The 18,781-nt window shown below is 41.4% G+C and carries 18 protein-coding genes; 8 read left to right on the top strand and 10 right to left on the bottom strand.

Annotated features, from left to right (window positions below; translation table 11 throughout):
• Positions 1 to 59: 59 nt before the first annotated feature.
• Complete coding sequence (locus FTU66_RS04670) at positions 60 to 557, bottom strand: thioesterase family protein (RefSeq protein ID WP_096902274.1); 498 nt, start codon at positions 555 to 557, stop codon at positions 60 to 62.
• Between the two features lie 120 nt (positions 558 to 677).
• On the opposite strand from FTU66_RS04670, the gene hemB reads away from it, so the two are divergent.
• Together hemB and FTU66_RS04660 are read left to right on the top strand one after the other, a co-directional pair.
• Positions 678 to 1,691 carry a porphobilinogen synthase gene (gene hemB, locus FTU66_RS04665; protein ID WP_180112396.1) on the top strand — a complete coding sequence of 338 codons (1,014 nt, stop codon included), beginning with the start codon at positions 678 to 680 and terminating at the stop codon, positions 1,689 to 1,691.
• A 14-nt stretch (positions 1,692 to 1,705) separates the two neighbouring features.
• A complete protein-coding gene (locus tag FTU66_RS04660; protein WP_180112395.1) occupies positions 1,706 to 2,824 on the top strand; it encodes an FAD-binding oxidoreductase in 1,119 nt (372 codons plus the stop codon).
• Between the two features lie 20 nt (positions 2,825 to 2,844).
• Here FTU66_RS04660 and FTU66_RS04655 read toward each other — a convergent pair whose 3' ends face one another.
• Positions 2,845 to 3,762: a TIGR01777 family oxidoreductase gene (locus tag FTU66_RS04655; RefSeq protein ID WP_180112394.1), complete on the bottom strand. Its 918-nt coding sequence runs from the start codon at positions 3,760 to 3,762 to the stop codon at positions 2,845 to 2,847.
• Between the two features lie 136 nt (positions 3,763 to 3,898).
• Entirely contained in the window at positions 3,899 to 4,345 is a 447-nt protein-coding gene (locus FTU66_RS04650; protein WP_180112393.1) for an ABZJ_00895 family protein, read from the bottom strand.
• A 482-nt stretch (positions 4,346 to 4,827) separates the two neighbouring features.
• On the opposite strand from FTU66_RS04650, the gene FTU66_RS04645 reads away from it, so the two are divergent.
• The 3 genes from FTU66_RS04645 (at position 4,828) to FTU66_RS04635 (ending at position 10,114) form a co-directional block, all read left to right on the top strand.
• Entirely contained in the window at positions 4,828 to 6,078 is a 1,251-nt protein-coding gene (locus tag FTU66_RS04645; protein WP_180112392.1) for an exonuclease SbcCD subunit D C-terminal domain-containing protein, read from the top strand.
• 9 nt (positions 6,079 to 6,087) lie between these two features.
• A complete protein-coding gene (locus tag FTU66_RS04640) occupies positions 6,088 to 9,699 on the top strand; it encodes an AAA family ATPase (RefSeq protein ID WP_180112391.1) in 3,612 nt (1,203 codons plus the stop codon).
• Positions 9,700 to 9,838: 139 nt separating this feature from the next.
• A complete protein-coding gene (locus FTU66_RS04635; RefSeq protein ID WP_180111690.1) occupies positions 9,839 to 10,114 on the top strand; it encodes a hypothetical protein in 276 nt (91 codons plus the stop codon).
• A gap of 360 nt (positions 10,115 to 10,474) precedes the next feature.
• On the opposite strand, the gene FTU66_RS04630 is transcribed toward FTU66_RS04635, so the two are convergent.
• Positions 10,475 to 11,164 (bottom strand): YggS family pyridoxal phosphate-dependent enzyme, encoded by a 690-nt coding sequence (locus FTU66_RS04630; protein WP_131261727.1) that lies wholly within the window; start codon positions 11,162 to 11,164, stop codon positions 10,475 to 10,477.
• Between the two features lie 124 nt (positions 11,165 to 11,288).
• Between FTU66_RS04630 and FTU66_RS04625 the strand changes: the two genes are divergently transcribed.
• Together FTU66_RS04625 and FTU66_RS04620 are read left to right on the top strand one after the other, a co-directional pair.
• Positions 11,289 to 12,326: a type IV pilus twitching motility protein PilT gene (locus FTU66_RS04625; protein WP_019838292.1), complete on the top strand. Its 1,038-nt coding sequence runs from the start codon at positions 11,289 to 11,291 to the stop codon at positions 12,324 to 12,326.
• Positions 12,327 to 12,347: 21 nt separating this feature from the next.
• Positions 12,348 to 13,466, top strand: coding sequence for a PilT/PilU family type 4a pilus ATPase (locus tag FTU66_RS04620; RefSeq protein ID WP_104852406.1), 1,119 nt, complete (start codon positions 12,348 to 12,350; stop codon positions 13,464 to 13,466).
• A gap of 72 nt (positions 13,467 to 13,538) precedes the next feature.
• Here FTU66_RS04620 and fur read toward each other — a convergent pair whose 3' ends face one another.
• The gene (fur, locus tag FTU66_RS04615) at positions 13,539 to 13,976 is read right to left on the bottom strand and encodes a ferric iron uptake transcriptional regulator (RefSeq protein WP_004975325.1); all 438 of its coding nucleotides are present in this window, start codon (positions 13,974 to 13,976) and stop codon (positions 13,539 to 13,541) included.
• 118 nt (positions 13,977 to 14,094) lie between these two features.
• On the opposite strand from fur, the gene FTU66_RS04610 reads away from it, so the two are divergent.
• Positions 14,095 to 14,493, top strand: coding sequence for an outer membrane protein assembly factor BamE (locus FTU66_RS04610; protein WP_004975323.1), 399 nt, complete (start codon positions 14,095 to 14,097; stop codon positions 14,491 to 14,493).
• Positions 14,494 to 14,549: 56 nt separating this feature from the next.
• Here FTU66_RS04610 and FTU66_RS04605 read toward each other — a convergent pair whose 3' ends face one another.
• The 5 genes from FTU66_RS04605 to FTU66_RS04585 form a co-directional block, all read right to left on the bottom strand.
• The gene (locus tag FTU66_RS04605; protein WP_131261718.1) at positions 14,550 to 14,870 is read right to left on the bottom strand and encodes an RnfH family protein; all 321 of its coding nucleotides are present in this window, start codon (positions 14,868 to 14,870) and stop codon (positions 14,550 to 14,552) included.
• Positions 14,867 to 15,952 (bottom strand): hypothetical protein, encoded by a 1,086-nt coding sequence (locus FTU66_RS04600; RefSeq protein ID WP_180112390.1) that lies wholly within the window; start codon positions 15,950 to 15,952, stop codon positions 14,867 to 14,869. Before FTU66_RS04600 ends, FTU66_RS04605 begins: the two co-directional genes overlap by 4 nt.
• Before the next feature lie 146 nt (positions 15,953 to 16,098).
• On the bottom strand, positions 16,099 to 16,554 hold the full coding sequence (locus tag FTU66_RS04595; RefSeq protein ID WP_180112389.1) for a bacteriohemerythrin: 456 nt from the start codon (positions 16,552 to 16,554) through the stop codon (positions 16,099 to 16,101).
• Positions 16,555 to 16,817: 263 nt separating this feature from the next.
• A complete protein-coding gene (locus tag FTU66_RS04590) occupies positions 16,818 to 17,666 on the bottom strand; it encodes a class II glutamine amidotransferase (RefSeq protein ID WP_096902262.1) in 849 nt (282 codons plus the stop codon).
• A 149-nt stretch (positions 17,667 to 17,815) separates the two neighbouring features.
• Positions 17,816 to 18,616: a GNAT family N-acetyltransferase gene (locus FTU66_RS04585; protein WP_026438333.1), complete on the bottom strand. Its 801-nt coding sequence runs from the start codon at positions 18,614 to 18,616 to the stop codon at positions 17,816 to 17,818.
• Between the last annotated feature and the right edge of the window lie 165 nt (positions 18,617 to 18,781).

Genomic DNA, 18,781 nt, shown 5'->3' with positions numbered 1-18,781 from the left:
TCAAAATAAACAGTCATCCAATTAGGCAAAACACAATTGTTCGCGCCCTACCTTAGATTTTAATAGGCATAAGACGCAATTGCCGTTGCAATTGGTTTATCTTCATCATTGACCATCGTCATGCGCATGGTGCAGCCTTTACGCCCTAAACGTAAAGTTTCCGCACGGGCAATAAAATACTTACCGCGTCCCGGTGCTAAGTAATCCACCCGCATATCTACCGTAGCCAAACGGGTGACTTTTTTTATGGTATCGGGCAAGTCGTCAGGTTCAGTTCTTTTATATAACTCACCCATCGCCACAATACCGCCCACACTGTCCAAAATGGTTGCAGCAACACCACCATGTAAAATTTGGAAAGCCACGTTGCCCACCATATACGGTTGCATCTCAATATAGGCTTCAATTTGACCATCGACCACACGCATGCTCATGCCATTGTGTTGAAAAAATGGCGATCCATTAAATGCATTGACCAATTGTCTTAGCACGACATCAATATCGACTTTCGCGCCTAAATGTATATTCCCAGTCCAATTTTTCTCTGCATTACTCATAACGTGCCCAAAAGTCCAAACAACTCAATTTACCAACAATAAAAACAGCCAATGTATGCCCAAATGAAATTTAAGGGGCTACAATAGTCGTCTAGTTTAATACTGATCAGTGAGATTTTTATGACCTATACGTTCAATCGTCCTGCATTTCCTGCCACTCGTATGCGTCGTATCCGTAAAAATGATCAATTACGCGCCATGATTCGCGAAACTCACTTAAGCACAGATCACTTGATTTATCCTGTATTTGTTTTACCAGGACAAAATCAAACCCAAGATATTCCAAGCATGCCGAACATTCAGCGTTTATCGGCAGACTTATTACTCAAAAAAGCCGAGCGTTTAATGCAGCTAGGTGTATCTAAACTGGCCTTATTTCCAGTCACGCCACAAGAAGATAAAAGCCTAAACGCAGAAGCAGCATGGCGTGAAGATGGCTTGGTGCAAAACACGCTACGTCTGCTGAAAAAAGAATTACCAGAAATGGTACTGATTACCGATGGTGCACTCGATCCATACACCACGCATGGTCAAGATGGCATTATTGATGACACAGGCTATGTACTGAATGATGAAACCGTTGAATGTCTAATTAAACAGGCTTTAAGCCATGCCGAAGCGGGTGCGGATGTCGTTGCGCCAAGTGATATGATGGATGGTCGTATTGGAGCGATTCGTCAGGCGCTCGAAAGCAACGGGCATATTTATACCTCTATCATGGCCTACTCTGCCAAATACGCTTCTAGCTTTTACGGTCCGTTCCGTGATGCCGTTGGTTCTTCGAGCAACCTGAAAGGTGGCAACAAATACAATTATCAAATGGATATTGGCAACCGTGCCGAAGCCTTGCATGAAATTGCACTGGATATTCAAGAAGGTGCAGACATGGTGATTGTAAAACCAGGCATGCCTTATTTAGACATTGTACGTGAAGTGAAAGATAACTTTGGTGTGCCCACCTTTGTTTATCAAGTGAGTGGTGAATACGCCATGCTTGCTGCAGCGATTCAAAATGGCTGGTTGTCGGACAGCGTGATTATTGAATCGCTAATGAGTTGCCGCCGGGCAGGTGCAGATGGTATTTGGACGTATTTTGCCGAAGAAGCTGCACTCAAACTTAAAGATATGGCATAAAATAGGCGGCTTTCATGCACATCGCAATTATTGGTGCAGGCATCAGCGGTTTGTTGTCTGCACTCGAACTGGTAGAGCAAGGTTGCTCTATCAGTATTTTTGATCAACAACAGGCAGCACAAGCCGCATCATGGGCAGGGAGTGGAATTCTTTCTCCCATGTATCCGTGGCGTTATCCTCAAGCGGTCAATGACTTAGCTCAATTTGCCAAACCACAGTACCAAGCATGGAATGAAAAACTCAAACCCATCACAGGCATTGATTTTGAAATCCATGAAACAGGCATGCTGATTTTTGACGAAGATGATTTTGAAATTGGTTTAAATTATGCCGAGCGTCATCAGGAACCCATGCAGCAAGCCGAATATCTGAATCGGGAACAGCTCGAACAAATTAACCCGCATATCCATCCCAAATTTAAACAGGCTCTGTATTTTTCACAGCTTGCCAATGTACGCAATCCACGTTTATTACAATCGCTCACGCAGTATTTGAAACAACATCCGCGCGTGCGTTTTTTTGAACACTGTCCAATTCAACAATTTCAGATCATTGAAAATCGTATTCAAGCCATTCAAGCTGCCGATGGCCGTTTACATCAAGCCGATCATATCGTGCTTACAACAGGCGCATGGTCACAACAGTGGGCGGCACAACTGGGTTTACAGATTCCTATACAGCCTGTGCAAGGGCAAATCGTATTGTTTAAAACCCCAGCACAATGGTTACCCAGCATGTGCATGAACAAGGTCATGTACTTGATTCCACGTCAAGATGGGCATGTGCTTTGCGGTTCAAGTATGCGTCATGTTGGTTTTGATACTTGCCCTGACCCACAAATTAAGCAGGATATTTTAAGTGCCTGTTTTGAAATGGTGCCTGAATTGGCACAATTCCCCATTGTGAAACAATGGGCAGGTTTACGTCCAGGCTCGCCTACAGGTGTGCCCTATATCGGCAAAGTACCAAACTTGAATAATGTTTGGGTGAATTTCGGACACTTCCGTAATGGCCTATGTATGGGCACTGCTTCAGCGCAGTTATTAAGACAACTCATGCTTGGGCAAGAGACAATTGTGGATCCTGCAGCTTATGATCCAAAGCAATTACAGCCAACTGCTATCAATGCATAATGTTCAGCATCATCCTCTATTTAAGTAGAGGATGATGCACCCAGACAAGCCGCTAGCGCCTGTTCAAGTTTTGGATATTGAAAACAATAACCCGCGTGCTCTAAGGCTTGGGGTTTGACATATTGCCCATTCAGCACCAATTGTGATTGCTCGCCCAATAGCCCACGTAAGACAAAAGCAGGTAACACAAAAAATGGACGACGTTTTAAAAGCCGAGCTGCAGTTTCGGCAAAATCCTGTTGACTGGTTTTTTCAGGTGCAACTACATTCAGAATTTTGGCGTCTACAGTTTGCGTCATTAACCAGTGAATGACTTGTAAAACATCTTGTATATGTACCCATGCCACAGGCTGCCGTCCATGCCCAATCCGCCCGACAGCATTTAAACGAATTGGTAACAACATTTGCGGTAAAATGCCGCCACCGCGTCCAAACACCACGCCCAAGCGCATAATTTTGGTTTTTTGCTGACTGAAGCTTAATGCAGCCTGTTCCCATTGTTGGCACAACTGTGACATAAAAATATCTTGTGCCGCACTGTGCTCGGTACATACTGCTGACCATTGTTCCTGCGGATCAATTCCGTAATACCCTACAGCCGAACCTGAAATAATACACTTTGGAAAAATACGGCGCTTTTCAAAATATTGATATAAGTGCACTGTAGTCTGAACCCGACTATCGAGCAATTTTTGTTTACGTGCCGCAGTCCATCTGCCCTGCCCAATACTTTCTCCTGCCAAATTAATCACATAATCAATTTTGTCGGTGTCGAGTTCATCCAACTGCTGAATCCAGCGCAATTGAGGATGTTTGGATACTCGATTAGGCTGTCGGGTTAGCCCCACCACCCGATAATCCTGTTGCAATAAAAACGGCAACAATTGTGAACCAATAAAACCACTTGCCCCTGTTACCAGTACCAAAGGTTTATGCATCTTCCAATCTCAGCATGATGAAAAATATAGTTTTAGCTATACGTGATTTAGACTGAATGTTCAAGTCTAAGCAAATCATCATCACATAACTGATCATGTATATTTGAAGAAAATCAGATATTAACAACTTCTTTTATCAGCCAAACATTTTAACTGCCATACGCTGTGCCTGTTTACCATAAAACCAATAGGTCAGCAGATACAATGGAATTGCGATCAACAAGAACATGATCACCACCACACTCATAAATTGCGGCTGTTGCAAATACTGTAAAAAATCTTGCCAAATGCTTGGGTTTTGGCGAGAGAATATGGCCAAACCTAACAATAAAAATGCCAAGTTATAGCCCCAAAAAATCAGGCTAAATCCCAAAGTAAATGTCTTGCGTTCCTTGTCATTCGGTGCGCGGCGTTGTTGTTTTAAAAACTTATACAGCACTAAAATCATGGCAACCAAATAAGGCACTGCAGTTAAAATCCCGCCTATACCCGCAGGTAACAATGCAGCCAATACGCCACAAATACAGGTCATCACAAAGCAATACAAGAAAAACCAGAGAAAATAACGGCTTAGCGATACCATGAAAATGACTCAGACAAAAGATTCAGCCTAGTATAAAAAAAATTGGTTTTTTTTTCATGAAATTGTCAACCGAATACAAAAGCCTGACGTTATATAGGCTACAAGGTCACAACAACCGTTAATGTGTATGGCATCCACAATATTTTCGGTGACCTGACTAAAGCAATAAATCGCATACAGTCATGCTTTAAACAGCAGCCCAAGCTTTACTGTATCGCAAGTTTTTCTTTGACCGACGATTTCATCATCACTCGAATCGTCGGTCTTTATTTTTTTAAGGTCTTTTTTTCTAGCCTTTCTAGCATCAGATTTTAATTCTCTATATTTTTCTATACAAATCGCGACAGCTTTTATTTTCTCTTCTCTTTAAAATTCTGCGACCTAAACTGTCGCTTTAAAAGCATAAAACTGGTTTTTTGCCGCAATGTTGCGCTCAGTTATGTTAAGTTATCTCATAATTCAACATCAAGATTGGAACACGCATGGCTGTTCATTTTTTACATACATCTGATTGGCATTTGGGGCAATTTTTCCATCACCATGATCGTGAATATGAACATACTGAATTTTTGAATTGGCTCTTAACTCAAATTAAAACCAAACAGCCGAATGCCCTGCTCATAGCAGGCGATATTTTTGATGTAGTGAATCCTGCTTCGAGCGCTCAAAAACAACTCTACCAATTCCTTACCGATGCACATGCGCTTGCGCCACACATGCAAACCTTAATGATTGCTGGTAATCATGACTCAGGATATCGCATTGAGCAAGTTGAACCCTTTTTAGATCGCTTCAACGCCAAAGCCGTGGGCGTGATTGGCAAAACAGCTGAGCAAAAATTAGATTTAGATAAACTCTTAGTGCCTATTTATGATGCTGCGCAAAATATTGTGGCCTGGTGTCTGACCCTGCCCTATTTACGCAGTGCAGAAATTACAGGTTTAAATGAGCATAGCAGTGACAATCAATCTGCAGTTGCTTATTTGCATCAACAACTCATTGCAGAAGCCAAAGCCCGTAAACAGCCCGATCAAGCCTTAATTTTAATGTCACATGCGCACATGCAAGGCGGCGAAACCTCCGACTCAGAACGCCCCATTGTAGTGGGGAATGAAGAAGCCTTATCGACTGCACTGTTTGATGAGGTGATTGACTATGTCGCACTCGGACACTTACACAAACCGCAACAGGTCGGACAGCCGCATATCCGTTATAGCGGTTCACCCATTCCCTTATCATTTAGCGAGCTGAATTATAAACACCAAGTTCTTGAGGTCAGAATTGACCCGTTGCAGGCAGATGCACAGCGTTTCCAATATGAAAGCTTGCTTATTCCACGTACGGTAGAGCTGCTTCGGATTCGCTGCGAACTTTCTGAATTAATTACTGAACTTCATCAATTGCCAAAAGATGAAATTGCAGAAGTCTGCGCACGGCATTTTTTAGAAATTGAATATATCAGCGATGCGCCACCACCCATTGATTTACGTCAACAAATTGAACAAGCACTACCTGCCAACCGCTATCGTTTACTGCGTATTGCACGACGCTTTCAAAATAGTGAAAACTCGAACGTGCAACAATCAAAAATTGATTTAGAACCGCCAACGCCTGAAAAATTATTTTTAGATTTATGGGAAAAAATGGGCTATCAACCAGACCCTGAAGTGAGCCAAGATTTTTTACAGCTTTTGGCCGAAGCCCAACACGAACTTGATCAGAATAAAGCTTAAGGATTTGCCATGAAAATTTTACGTTTAAGTTTAAATAATTTGGCATCTTTGGCAGGCACCCATGTCATCAATTTTGAAGAAGAGCCACTGGCACAGGCAGGTTTAATTGCAATTACGGGCAAAACGGGTGCAGGTAAATCGACTTTGCTGGATGCCATGTGTTTGGCACTTTATGATGAAATTCCACGTTTAAGAGGTGCTACAGGCAGTCTGACCGATACCGCAGGCAAAGAAATTTCCTTAAAAGATTCTAAACATATTTTACGTCGTGGTACGACTTCTGGCTTTGCAGAACTTGAATTTATCGCGCTCGATCAAAAACGCTATTCGGCACGTTGGCAAATTCGCCGTGCACATAACAAAGTGGATGGAAACTTAAAAGTTGAACGTGCCATTACCTGCCTAGATGAGCAACGGGTTTTAAATCAAAGAATTTCTGAAGCTACGCCAATTGTAGAGCAGTTGATTGGCCTTAGTTTTGAGCAATTCACACGCGCAGTATTATTGGCACAATCGGAAGTTGGGGCATTTTTAAAAGCCAAAGACCATGAACGGGCAGATTTACTTGAATATTTAACCAATTCGCAAATTTTTACCGAAGTCAGTAAACGTGCAGCCGTTAAATTTAGTGAAATTAAACAAAAGCGAACAGATCTTGAAAATGTCATGGGGCATGTGGTGCTCCTCAGCGATGAAGCACTAAAAGACTTAGAAACCCAACAACATGACCTAAGTCAACAATTAGCTTTGCTGACCCAAACCGAAAAACTGTATGAAAATGATGTGAAATGGCACAAAGATTGCCATGAACTCTATGCCAGCACCCAAGCTAAAAAAGAAATATATGATGTTCAAGTCGATGCCGATCTTAAACTCGCCTCTCAAAAACAATTGCTCAAACATTTAGATGAATTTCAAACCATCCGCGAGCAATTTGTCTTGCGTCAGCAAGCAGATACCGAGCTAAAAAATCTGAATCAGCAGCTTTTGAAATTTGAACCAAACTTGCAACAAGCGGAATACGCACAACAGCAAGCGATTAGTCAGCAACAGCAAGCGGAAAAAGACCTTCAGGCATGGCAGCAGCATGTTGAACAATTGAAACCACAACTTGAAATTGCGGCACAGTTACAACATGAAATTTCTAGCAAACTTCAACAATATACCGCTTTGGATGCTGCACAAAAATTATTTGCAGAGCAGCAAATTCAGCCTGTGCAAAATAATTTGAAGCAACTGACGACTCAACTTGCAACCGAGCAACAACAACAGCAACATTTACAACAGCAATTCAAACAGACTGCGGCATGGGCAAATTTTGATGATAATTTAGCCCTTACGTTGCAACGTCTGCAAGATTATTTGCAGCTTGAACAGCAGCTACGTCAGCAAAACCCTACGCTGTTCCAATCTGCATTAGATACTTTAATTGAGCAACAACAACATACACAGCAACAACTGTTGGTTTGGGAAAAACAATATCAACATCCTGAACAACTTGAGCAGCAACTCACGGCAGAGCAACAGCAATTACAACATGCTTTAAAGAGTGTGCATGTTTTAGAGCGCTTGCAACAGGCACTTGAACAATGGCAACAACAGACCACCCTATTTGAGCAGTTACAACAGCGTCAGCAAGAAACTTTAAGTCTGCAACAGCAGACACAGACTCAAATTCAAACCCAACAGCAGCAAGTGCAAATTACTGAACAAGCCTTGCAACAATTACAGCAGATCTTTGAACAGCAGCGTTTATTGCAGCATCAAAGTGTGCAGGATTTACGTGCCCAATTAAAACCGAATGAAGCCTGTATGGTCTGCGGCAGCCATGAACATCCGTTTATTCAGCATGAAAATTTACTCAGTGACGCTTTAAACCAATTGCAGGATCAGCAATTGCAGCAGGCCAAAACTGAATTTGAGCATGCGCAAAAACAGCTACAACAATTGGAGCGTGCTCGCAGTCAATACGATGCAACTTATCATCAACAACAACAACGCAGTCTTGAACTGCAACAGCAACTTGAACAACAACAGACATTGGTGCAACAGCTTGCAACATCCTTATCTTTAGATTTGGATGCAGCGCTGCCTGTTGCAAAGCAAATTGAACACGTACAGCAACATTGGGCAACAACACATCAATCCACTCAACACTTGCAGCAGAGTATTCAACAAGCAAACGATACCCTGAAACAATGGCGCAATGCTGCACAGCAGGCAGAACAACTCAAATATGCTATTCAACAACGCCAAGACCTCGCTCAGCGTTTACAGCCTATTTTGTCGCTTTTAGATGCAGAACAAAGACACGCTTGGCTCAATCAACCGATTGAATACTATCAAAATGCCTTACAACAGTTAGAGCAACGTCATCACTTGCAGCAGCAGCAAGTTCAACTGAGCAAAACGATTGAACAACTGACTCAACAACAGCAGCAAGTGCAAGAAAAGTTGCTATTTTTACAACAGCAACATGCAGAGAAAACCCTACAACTGCAGCAGATTAAAACTGCAGGAAGTGAGCTGCGTGATCAAATTAAGCAGCTTACAAGAACTCATGCGGGATGTGAATATCAGACCTATCAAGAATGGCAGCAGGCTTTAGATCAGCAACAACAGCAACTCAATCTTGCACTTAGCACACAACGAACTGTACTTAATCAAGCAGAACAGGTGTTAAAAGACTTACAACTGCAAAAACATGGTTTGGATAGTAGAATTCAACAGCGCATGCAGCAACACACTGAATGTCAGCAACACATTGCAACGTGGCAAGCGACACACACGCATTTTCAAGCCAGCATCATTGATAAATGTTTACAGATTTCTTATGCCGAACATCAGCAAATACGCAACATGCTGCAGCAACAACAAAACAGTTTGGAGAGTGCTAAAACGGCTTGGCAAACATTGGAAGAGCAATATCAAAAACACTTAAAGCAACAGCCACAACTGAGTTTTGACGAGGTCACCACGCAACTGGCAGCGCTGCAAACAGACAAAGCCAAACAACAGCAAAACTATAATGAGATTGAGGCACAGCTACGCCTGAATAGCACCAATCAAGGGATTTTTGCTACCTATCAAACTCAAATTGAAAGTATCAAAGCTGAAGAATACCGCTGGGGACGTATTTACGATTTAATTGGGCATAAAGAAGGTACGAAATTTAAGAAAATTGCCCAAGAACATCACTTGGATATTTTGGTGGAATACGCCAATCAGCAATTGCTGCCACTGAGTTCGCGTTATCAGTTGCATCGTATTCCTGACAGTTTGGGGTTGGCGATTATTGATTTAGATATGAACAGTGAAATTCGCCCTGTTCTGTCTTTATCGGGTGGCGAAACCTTTTTGGTTTCTTTAGCTTTGGCACTGGCAATTGCCAATATGGCATCTGGCTCAATGAAACTGGAATCGCTATTTATTGATGAAGGCTTTGGCACTCTCGACCCGACTTCCTTGCACATGGTGATGAATGCCTTAGACCATCTGCAAAGTCAGGGACGTAAAGTGGTGCTGATTTCGCATATTCAGGAAATGCACGAACGAATTCCTGTGCAAATTCAAGTCAAACCAGTGGGTGCAGGGGCAAGTGAAGTCAATGTGGTGGGTTAAAGCCAATACTGCCTAAAATCTGAAGATTATTTGTCGATTGAAGAATTATTGAGATGACTGTGAGATTTCAGATTTTAGGCTTCCATGAAGTTGTATTGAATTTATTTTAAAATCACACACACTTTAAGTACTTAATTTTATGGATATAAAAACGATTATTCTCTTTGCTGTATTGCCCAGTTTAAGTATTATTTTTCTCACATGGTTAATACGTTTCCCTAAACCTTGGGTTTTTAAAGCGGTTTTAATTTTTGAAATCATTCTCACCGTCTGCACTTTAGTCATTGAGTTGGATGCAAGAAAAACACCTGGAAATAACGGTTGGACCATCATTTTCACAGGCTTCTTTCAGTTCTGTTTTTTGCTATTTTTACTGATTGCCCGTATTCGAATCTGGATAGAAAATAAATCTTGAATGTCTACTTCACCTATTTACTGGACGGAAGTGGCGCTTTCTAAAAATAGTGAAGGTTATTAAAAATAATCTACACAAGCCAAAACTTTGACAGCTTTACAGTATACATAACTAAAAAAGCCTCGACATCCTGTCGAGGCTTTCTAGATTCAGTTTTTGGTATAACTCCTGTCGTACCAAGCACTTCCGTGTTGTTCTATTTCTTATTCTTCTTATTTAGGAAACTCCCTGTTTCCCGATAAGTTCATATTAAGAAAATCCAACCTTCAGCACTAGCCGCAAAATTCCGCATTTCATGTCAGCCAAAACGTACAAGATAATGTTTGCAAAATCTTGGCAGATTCTTTGTTCATCTAGCAATTAAGCCTTGGAATAGTCACGTGCGCCAAACAATGCTGTACCAATCCGTACCATAGTTGAACCTGCTGCAATTGCGGCATTTAAATCGCCCGACATCCCCATACTCAAAGTATCCCAATCTTCAGGTTGTGCATGTTGTGCTTTCACTGCATCAAACAATTGTTTGGCATCTTGAAAAGCTTGAGGATGATCAGGTGCAGGAATCACCATCAAACCGCGTAGTTTTAAATGCGGTAATTGGCTGATCTGTCGGACTAATTCTGCAACTTCGCTCGGCTGACAACCATCCTTCGTGTCTTGCGCATCAATATTAACTTGTAAACAAATATTCAGGGGCACTTGTTGAGCATCGCGCTGATTCGATAAACGCTCGGCAATAATCAAACGATCTACCCCATGCACCCATGCAAATTTTTCTGCCAAATGTTTGGTTTTATTGCGCTGCACATGCCCAATAAAGTGCCATTCAATTTCTAAATCACTCAGGGCCTGCATTTTATCCAAAGCTTCTTGCAAATAATTTTCGCCAAAAGCGCGCTGCCCTGTCGCATACATTTCACGCAAGGCTTCACTCGGATGAGTCTTAGACACTGCCAACAATTGCACCGTATTTGGCTCGCGCTGTGCCAACTGGCATGCCTGTTGAATTTGTTGCAAAACCTGAGTGCGCATAAGCTGCAGATTATTCATTGATGCATTTCTCATTTCATTCATCTTTTTTTACCTTGTCCAGCAACTAACAGTTGGTTAAGCTGATGGAAAGCCGTATTATTCTATCAAAATAATTAAGATTTAATTGATCTCGGGGACTTTCATGGATATTACAGAATTATTGGCGTTCTCCGCTAAAAACGGCGCTTCGGATTTACACTTATCTGCGGGCATGCCACCACTGATTCGTGTGGATGGTGAAGTTCGTCGAATTAACTTACCAGCATTAGAACATAAAGAAGTACACAAATTAGTGTACGACATTATGAATGATAAACAACGTCGTGATTATGAAGAAAATCTAGAAACGGACTTTTCTTTTGAAGTCCCAGGCGTGGCTCGTTTCCGTGTGAACGCATTTAACCAAAACCGTGGTGCAGGTGCAGTATTCCGTACCATTCCTTCTAAAGTTTTGACCCTTGAAGATTTAGGCATGGGACAAATCTTTAAAGATATTTGTGAATATCCACGTGGTTTGGTATTGGTGACAGGCCCAACGGGTTCAGGTAAATCAACCACACTTGCCGCGATGATTGACTTTATTAATGACAATCGCTACGACCATATTCTGACCGTCGAAGACCCAATCGAATTTGTACACCAATCTAAAAAATGTTTGGTTAACCAACGAGAAGTACACCGTGATACGCATGGCTTTAACGAAGCATTACGTTCGGCACTGCGTGAAGACCCTGACATTATTCTAGTGGGTGAGATGCGTGACTTAGAAACCATTCGTTTGGCACTGACTGCTGCTGAAACGGGTCACTTGGTATTTGGTACGCTACACACCACCTCTGCAGCAAAAACCATTGACCGTGTGATTGACGTATTCCCTGCCGAAGAAAAAGACATGGTACGTGCCATGTTGTCTGAATCTTTACAAGCCGTCATTTCACAATCCCTGCTCAAGAAAAATGGTGGTGGTCGTGTAGCTGCGCATGAAATCATGATTGGTATTCCTGCAGTGCGTAACCTGATTCGTGAAAACAAAGTAGCTCAAATGTACTCGGCAATTCAGACTGGTGCCAACTACGGTATGACCACCCTTGACCAGAGTTTGAAAAACTTGGTATCGCGCGGTGTGATTAGCCCACAAACGGCTCGTACGGTTGCAAAACAGCCTGAATCATTCTTATAAGTTTAAAATTCGAGATACGCGATGGACTTTAATGATTTACTGAATTTAATGATTCAGCAAAAAGCGTCTGACTTGTTTATTACAGCCGATGTTGAACCTTCCATGAAAATTCATGGACAAATTGTGCCTGTAGCCAAAAGTAAACTTACAGGTGAAATTGTCGGTCAGCTGCTTAACTCAATTATGAGTGAAAAACAGCGCAAGGAATTTGCCGAAACCCGTGAATGTAACTTTGCGATTACCAACCGTGAAAAAACAGCACGTTTCCGTGTCAGCGCATTCCAACAACGTGATGAGCCGGGCATGGTACTCCGTCGGATTGAAACCAAAATCCCGACCATGGATGACTTGAAACTGCCACCTATTCTCAAAGATTTGGCGATGACCAAACGTGGCATCATCATTTTTGTAGGTGCGACAGGTACAGGTAAATCGACCTCTTTAGCGTCTATTATTGGTTACCGCAACCAAAATTCCAAAGGTCATATCATTACCATTGAAGACCCGATTGAATTTGTGCATGAACATGCAGGCTGTATTATTACCCAGCGTGAAGTCGGGATTGATACCGACTCCTTTGAAATCGCATTAAAAAATACCTTGCGTCAAGCGCCTGATGTAATTCTGATTGGTGAGATTCGTTCCCGCGAAACCATGGATTATGCAATTGCCTTTGCCGAAACAGGTCACTTGGTATTTGCCACCCTACACGCCAACAACGCTAACCAAGCAATTGACCGTATTATTCACTTCTTTGAAGCAGACCGTCATAACCAGTTGTTCATGGATTTATCGCTAAACCTGAAAGCAATTGTGGCACAGCAGTTAATTCCAACCATTGATGGCAACTCACGTCGTGCTGCGATTGAAATTTTAATTAACTCACCACTGATTGCAGATTTAATCCGTAAAGGTGATGTGCACGAAATTAAAGACCTGATGAAGCGTTCACGTGAGTTGGGTATGCAAACCTTTGACCAAGCGTTATACGATCTTTATAAAGCCAAACAAATTAGCTACAAAGATGCACTTAAACACGCCGACTCGCCAAACGATTTGCGTCTACAAATCAAACTTGCAGAAGAAGGTGGCGAGCGCTTGTTACATGCAACTTCGAATATTACCTTCGATGGGCAATAACATCACAACAACGCTTAAACACAAACAAAATAGGCTTCCATACGGAAGCCTATTTTTTATGCTTACAGCAAATTATTTCTTGCGTAAGGCTTCACGACATTCTGGCGCATCACAATAACCATATAAATTCAGCGAGTGCCCTGTGAGCTCAAAACCAAATTTTTCAGCTACATCATGCTGTTCTTTTTCAATGGTATCGTTAATAAATTCAACCACTTTGCTACAGTTCAAGCAAACTAAGTGGTCGTGGTGATCTTCCTGCATGATTTCAAACACAGAATGATTGTTCTCAAAATTATGACGCTCAATAATGCCTGCAGCTTCAAACTGTGTTAACACACGATACACAGTTGCTAAACCCACATCTTCACCCTGATCGAGTAAAGTTTTGTAGATATCTTCTGCACTTAAATGATGTTGTTTTGAATTTTCTAATAATTCTAAGATTTTAATTCGTGGAAGGGTAACTTTAAGTCCAGCTTTGCGTAATTCTTGATTTGAAATAGGCATGAAAAAAGGTCTCTCAACAAAATTAAAGTTGGAATATGCAACAAAGTTAAGATGCAGTATGATCTAACACTGGATCAAGATCAAATGCATCATAATTAATTTGGGATAGTGTAGCAAAATGCAAAAAATCATGTTGACGTTATTGGTCACTTCACTGCTCGCAGGCTGTTCGACCTTGGGCGTTTATAAAGTCGATATTCCACAGGGTACACCTTTAACCCAAGCTCAAGCGTCTAAAGTCCAAGTCGGTATGAGTCATCAACAAGTCCGCTTTTTGCTGGGCAGTCCTACCATCGCCGACCCGATGAATCCATTACGTTGGGACTACATTTACAACTATATCCCAGGAACTTATGCTAAAAAAGCCAAGATCCCTGCCGCGCATGGTCAGCATTTGAAAATCTTTTTCAATCAAAATGGTATTGTAGAAAAAGTTGAAGGATTGGAAACGATTCCAGAATCTCAACCAGGCCTACCAGGATCGAAAGAAGCGATTCTCAACGCGCCACCACTATAGCCGCTTTAGAATAAAAAGAAACCCCTCACTGAAATTCATCTGAGGGGTTTTTTAAATCATTGCAATTGTCTCAAGCGATTGCTTTTGGCATAACGCCCTACTGGGTTCTTTGCGGCACGTTTACGACGAATATCTTTCGGGTTAATGGTCAAAGCACGATAAATCTCAACCCGATCACCTGCTTGTAATACATACTGCGGCTCAACCCGCACACCAAAAATACCCAGCATCAACGGTTCAGGCAAAGTCGTCGCTGTCGTAAGTCCACTTTGCTGAATTGCATCTAAAGCGGTCATACCCTGCTGAAATGCGACAGCCACATGCCATTGTTGTTCGGGTGTGGCATACGCCACCCAAACCTGCGCCATTTGACTCATGCGATCCACTGTCCAATTAACGCCACCATCGCCACTACGATAGATACAGGTAACACCACACGTACTGCAATACGCCAAATGTTATAAAAGGCTTCACTGCTAAAGTTCATGGCTTTACGCAAATGGCTGATTTTCATAATCCAGCCTGCAAAAATAGCGTAAATCAAACAAATAACTAAGCCCCAAAGCAACAAGGCAAAATTAAATACAGGACCAATGGCAGGAATTGCCCAAACCAAAGTTGCTGCAATCAATACAACCCACTGAATCGCAACCGCCATTTGACGTTGTGCCAATTGTTCACGTGCCAATTGTAATAAAACCGCTGCTGCTGCAACAGTTGCCGCCACCAAAGCCAATGCTGGAATTTGTGCTTGCACGGCAAAGAATGCAAAAGCAACGACTGCCAATAGCTGAGCAATCCAAATTGGCAATACCGTTGAAGTTGCTGCAGATTGTTGCTGTACTTGCGGCAAACTAGTTTGCCAGTACAAGCCCATGCCTAAACCACTGGCCACCAAAGCCAAAACGGTTGCACTGCCCCATTCGCTAAACTCAATTGAGGTGACTTGCCATGCAGGGAGTTCTGAACCCATCACCATCGATAAAACCAAAGCCGCCACAACAGCAACAGCGGTACATAGCAATAAAATTTGACGCGGCACTAATGACAATGCCAGTGCGAAAATAGCCACAATCACAAACAAGACATGACTAGCCAAGTCTGCAGCGGCATATTGATTTAAAATTTGCGCAGCATTAGACAACAAACCGCCTGCTAAAAATGGAATGAACACCACTGCAAGCCAGCCCACCAAACGCCATTTTTGAGAAGCATCGGCATCACGGGTTAAACTTAAAAGTGCTTGTAATGCTGTCGTTTTTGAGCGTTTGGCTAAGGCAATTTCCAAATAAGTAATCGGTAATGCCAAAATCAGCATAGTTGCTAGCCACAACAACCAAAAGTCGAGCTGACGCTCAACCTGAATACCTGTCATTGGTGCGAGTGTGGCAATAATAATGAATGATAAACCAAATGCCATCAGCGGCGATAACCATCGTGACATAGCATTGTCCTGCATGACGCTGTCCTAATAAAAATCTACGGCTATTTTGCCTTTGTCATCAAGGAAAAGCAAAACCTCAAAAAAGAAAAAGCAAACTATCGTTAGATAGCTTGCTGCGCAAATTTATAATTTTTATTCTTTCATTTTTTATGGCTTCAGACTTATGAGAAGAAACGAGCGAACCAACCTTTACCTTTCTTCTTCTCATTTTCCTTAATAATGCCCATCATATTCTCTTTCACAGCACCAACATAATCGGCGTCATCGTGTTGAATATGATTAATTAACCATTTTGATAAGACTTCATGCAATTCGCCTTCAATGGATTGTCCCATTTCATAACGATCGCGATAAGACTCAATTTTTTTAATGAATAAATCATGCACACGTTTATGTGGTACGCGGTATTTATAACCCGCTTCTTCTTGTAATGATTCTTCAAACGTAAAATGCGACTGGGTGTAATCAATAATATTATTTAAAATCTGCTTTACACGTGCTCGATCTGTACCATCGCTAATTTCAACAATTTCATTAATATAATCGAGGATACGTTTATGCTGATCGTCAATCACATCGATACCAGTATTGTATTCTGGAACCCATTTCATCTTCATACGACCACCTTACAGAAATAAATGATTAATCACATTGCGGAATGGTAGCCGTATTTCCCATAAATAAAAATGAAGCGAATTGGTAGGGATTGGTTTAAATCGCAAAAAAACAACACAAGACATTGATTTAAATAAATTTTAACAAAAATACCCGACTAAAAGAATCAATTATTAATTAACCAATTTATACATTTTCATTCTTGATTTAATTGAATTATACAATAATAAAATGAATATTTTTCAACCACACATACCCGTATAAATTAGTATTGATCCGCTTTGGTGATCCGTCTTAATTCAGGATTTAAACGCTCACGTTCCAAACGCGCAATATGTGTCATTTGGGTTTTAATTGGGCGTCCATGTTGAAATAAAATCATTTCACCTGGCTGAAATGCTGTCCATGTTTCATTTTGAGTCAAGGGTTCAGTGGTAATCACTGCCACACAATCCTCTGCTGTGGTGACTTGGCTAAAATCAACCTCAACATCTAAATCAATTAATTGTGCAGGCTGAAATGGATAAGCACGCACCAACCAATGTAATTTGGTCACCGCATAACTAAATAATGCCTGACCATTGGACAAACAAAAATTAAAAGTGCCATGTTCTGCAATTTTAGGAGAAATTTCGGCTAACAAGTCAAAAATTTGCGTCAGGCTCGGTTCATCATAACCAAAACGATTTACCAATTGATCTAACAAATAACAAAATGCACGTTCACTGTCGGTATTGCCCACAGGGGTAAAACGACCTGATAAACGTGGATGAAAGTCATGTAAATCACCATTATGGGCAAAAATCCACTGGCGTCCCCACAACTCACGACTAAACGGATGTGAATTTTCTAAATTAATTTTGCCTTGTGTCGCTTTACGAATATGGGCAATCACATTACGCGATTTGATGGGATAGTTACGGATCAATTCTGCAATGGGTGACTCCACTGCAGACTGGTTATCGACAAATAAACGGCAAGCTTTATCTTCAAAAAAAGCAATGCCAAAGCCATCAGAATGATCTGAGGTGATTCCTGCGCGCTGCGAAAATCCCCGAAATGAAAAGGTAATATCGGTAGGTGTCGCACAATTCATTCCAAGCAACTGACACATAAGGCCTTATCTTTATACAAATAATGAAATTATCTAATTATTGTGCATCAGCCATGTGGATAATTCAAATCTGAAAAATATAAATAGATTTCTACAGTACCACTTCATAGATATGCAGTGCTGTAGAAATCTCTGCTTAATTATTCTAGTTAAGATGCTTTCACTTTCTTTTGGCGAATAAAATGTTTCGCCATTTGTTTCACATCTAACAAAACAAAATAATCTAGACAGTTAAACTCACGGTCATAAAATGCTTGCTCAGACAGCTTAGCATTCATTTTCAGATAAACATCAAACAGTTTAGGTATTCGTTCATCTTGGCTAAAGCTATGACTTGGACAACTTGGCTCAAACGGCTGCTGTGACTGAATATCGCAGCGTTGATTTTCTGCCAATTGTTGAATCGCTTGATGGGTATGATACGCGCGTGCTTCATTACCTTCCAAACGAATACTGACACAGCCAATCATGTGTTTGGCACGCATTTCCCATAACACTTTAGGCACTAAATTCAGCCATAAAATAGAGAGTGTTTTGCCTGAACGATAACGTGGATGCACACAAGTACGCCCCATTTCGACAATATTCGAGAGATGCCCTAACTCATCTATAATTTTAAACTCGTGCGCACTATAACTGTTGGCTAGCTCATGCCCTTGCCAAAGTTTTAAACGAGTATAAGCAACAATTTCACCCGTAGATTTATCTCTGAGTACGGCGTGTTCACAGCCAAAATCGTACAAGTCCTGATCTAAACCCGATTCAAATTCAATGCCAAATTGCTTGGAAAATTGCTGTGCACGAAAGCGCTGTACTTCTTGTAGTTGCTTTAAATTTTCAACCCATTCAAACGCATATTGCGTAGCTTTGCTGTTTTTTTTCTGTGCTTTACCCACTTTAACCATAGGAAAGCTAAACTGCTGACGATACTGATTTAATTTTTGTAGCATCATAGATACCTCATGTTTTCTCCTACACTAGGACAGCAGCATGACACTATGATGACCGCGATTTTAGCGACTACAATTTTAAGATTGCAGGATAGGTGCAAAGCAATTTCAAGGATGCTGAATCAACAAAATTTCAGTTTCTTGCCGTAAATTTGACATAAAAAA

Source organism: Acinetobacter sp. YH12131, from assembly GCF_013418635.1.
GTDB lineage: Bacteria > Pseudomonadota > Gammaproteobacteria > Pseudomonadales > Moraxellaceae > Acinetobacter > Acinetobacter towneri.
Note: the sequence above shows the minus strand (reverse complement) of the source record. Positions and strands in the feature narration are given on the sequence as shown.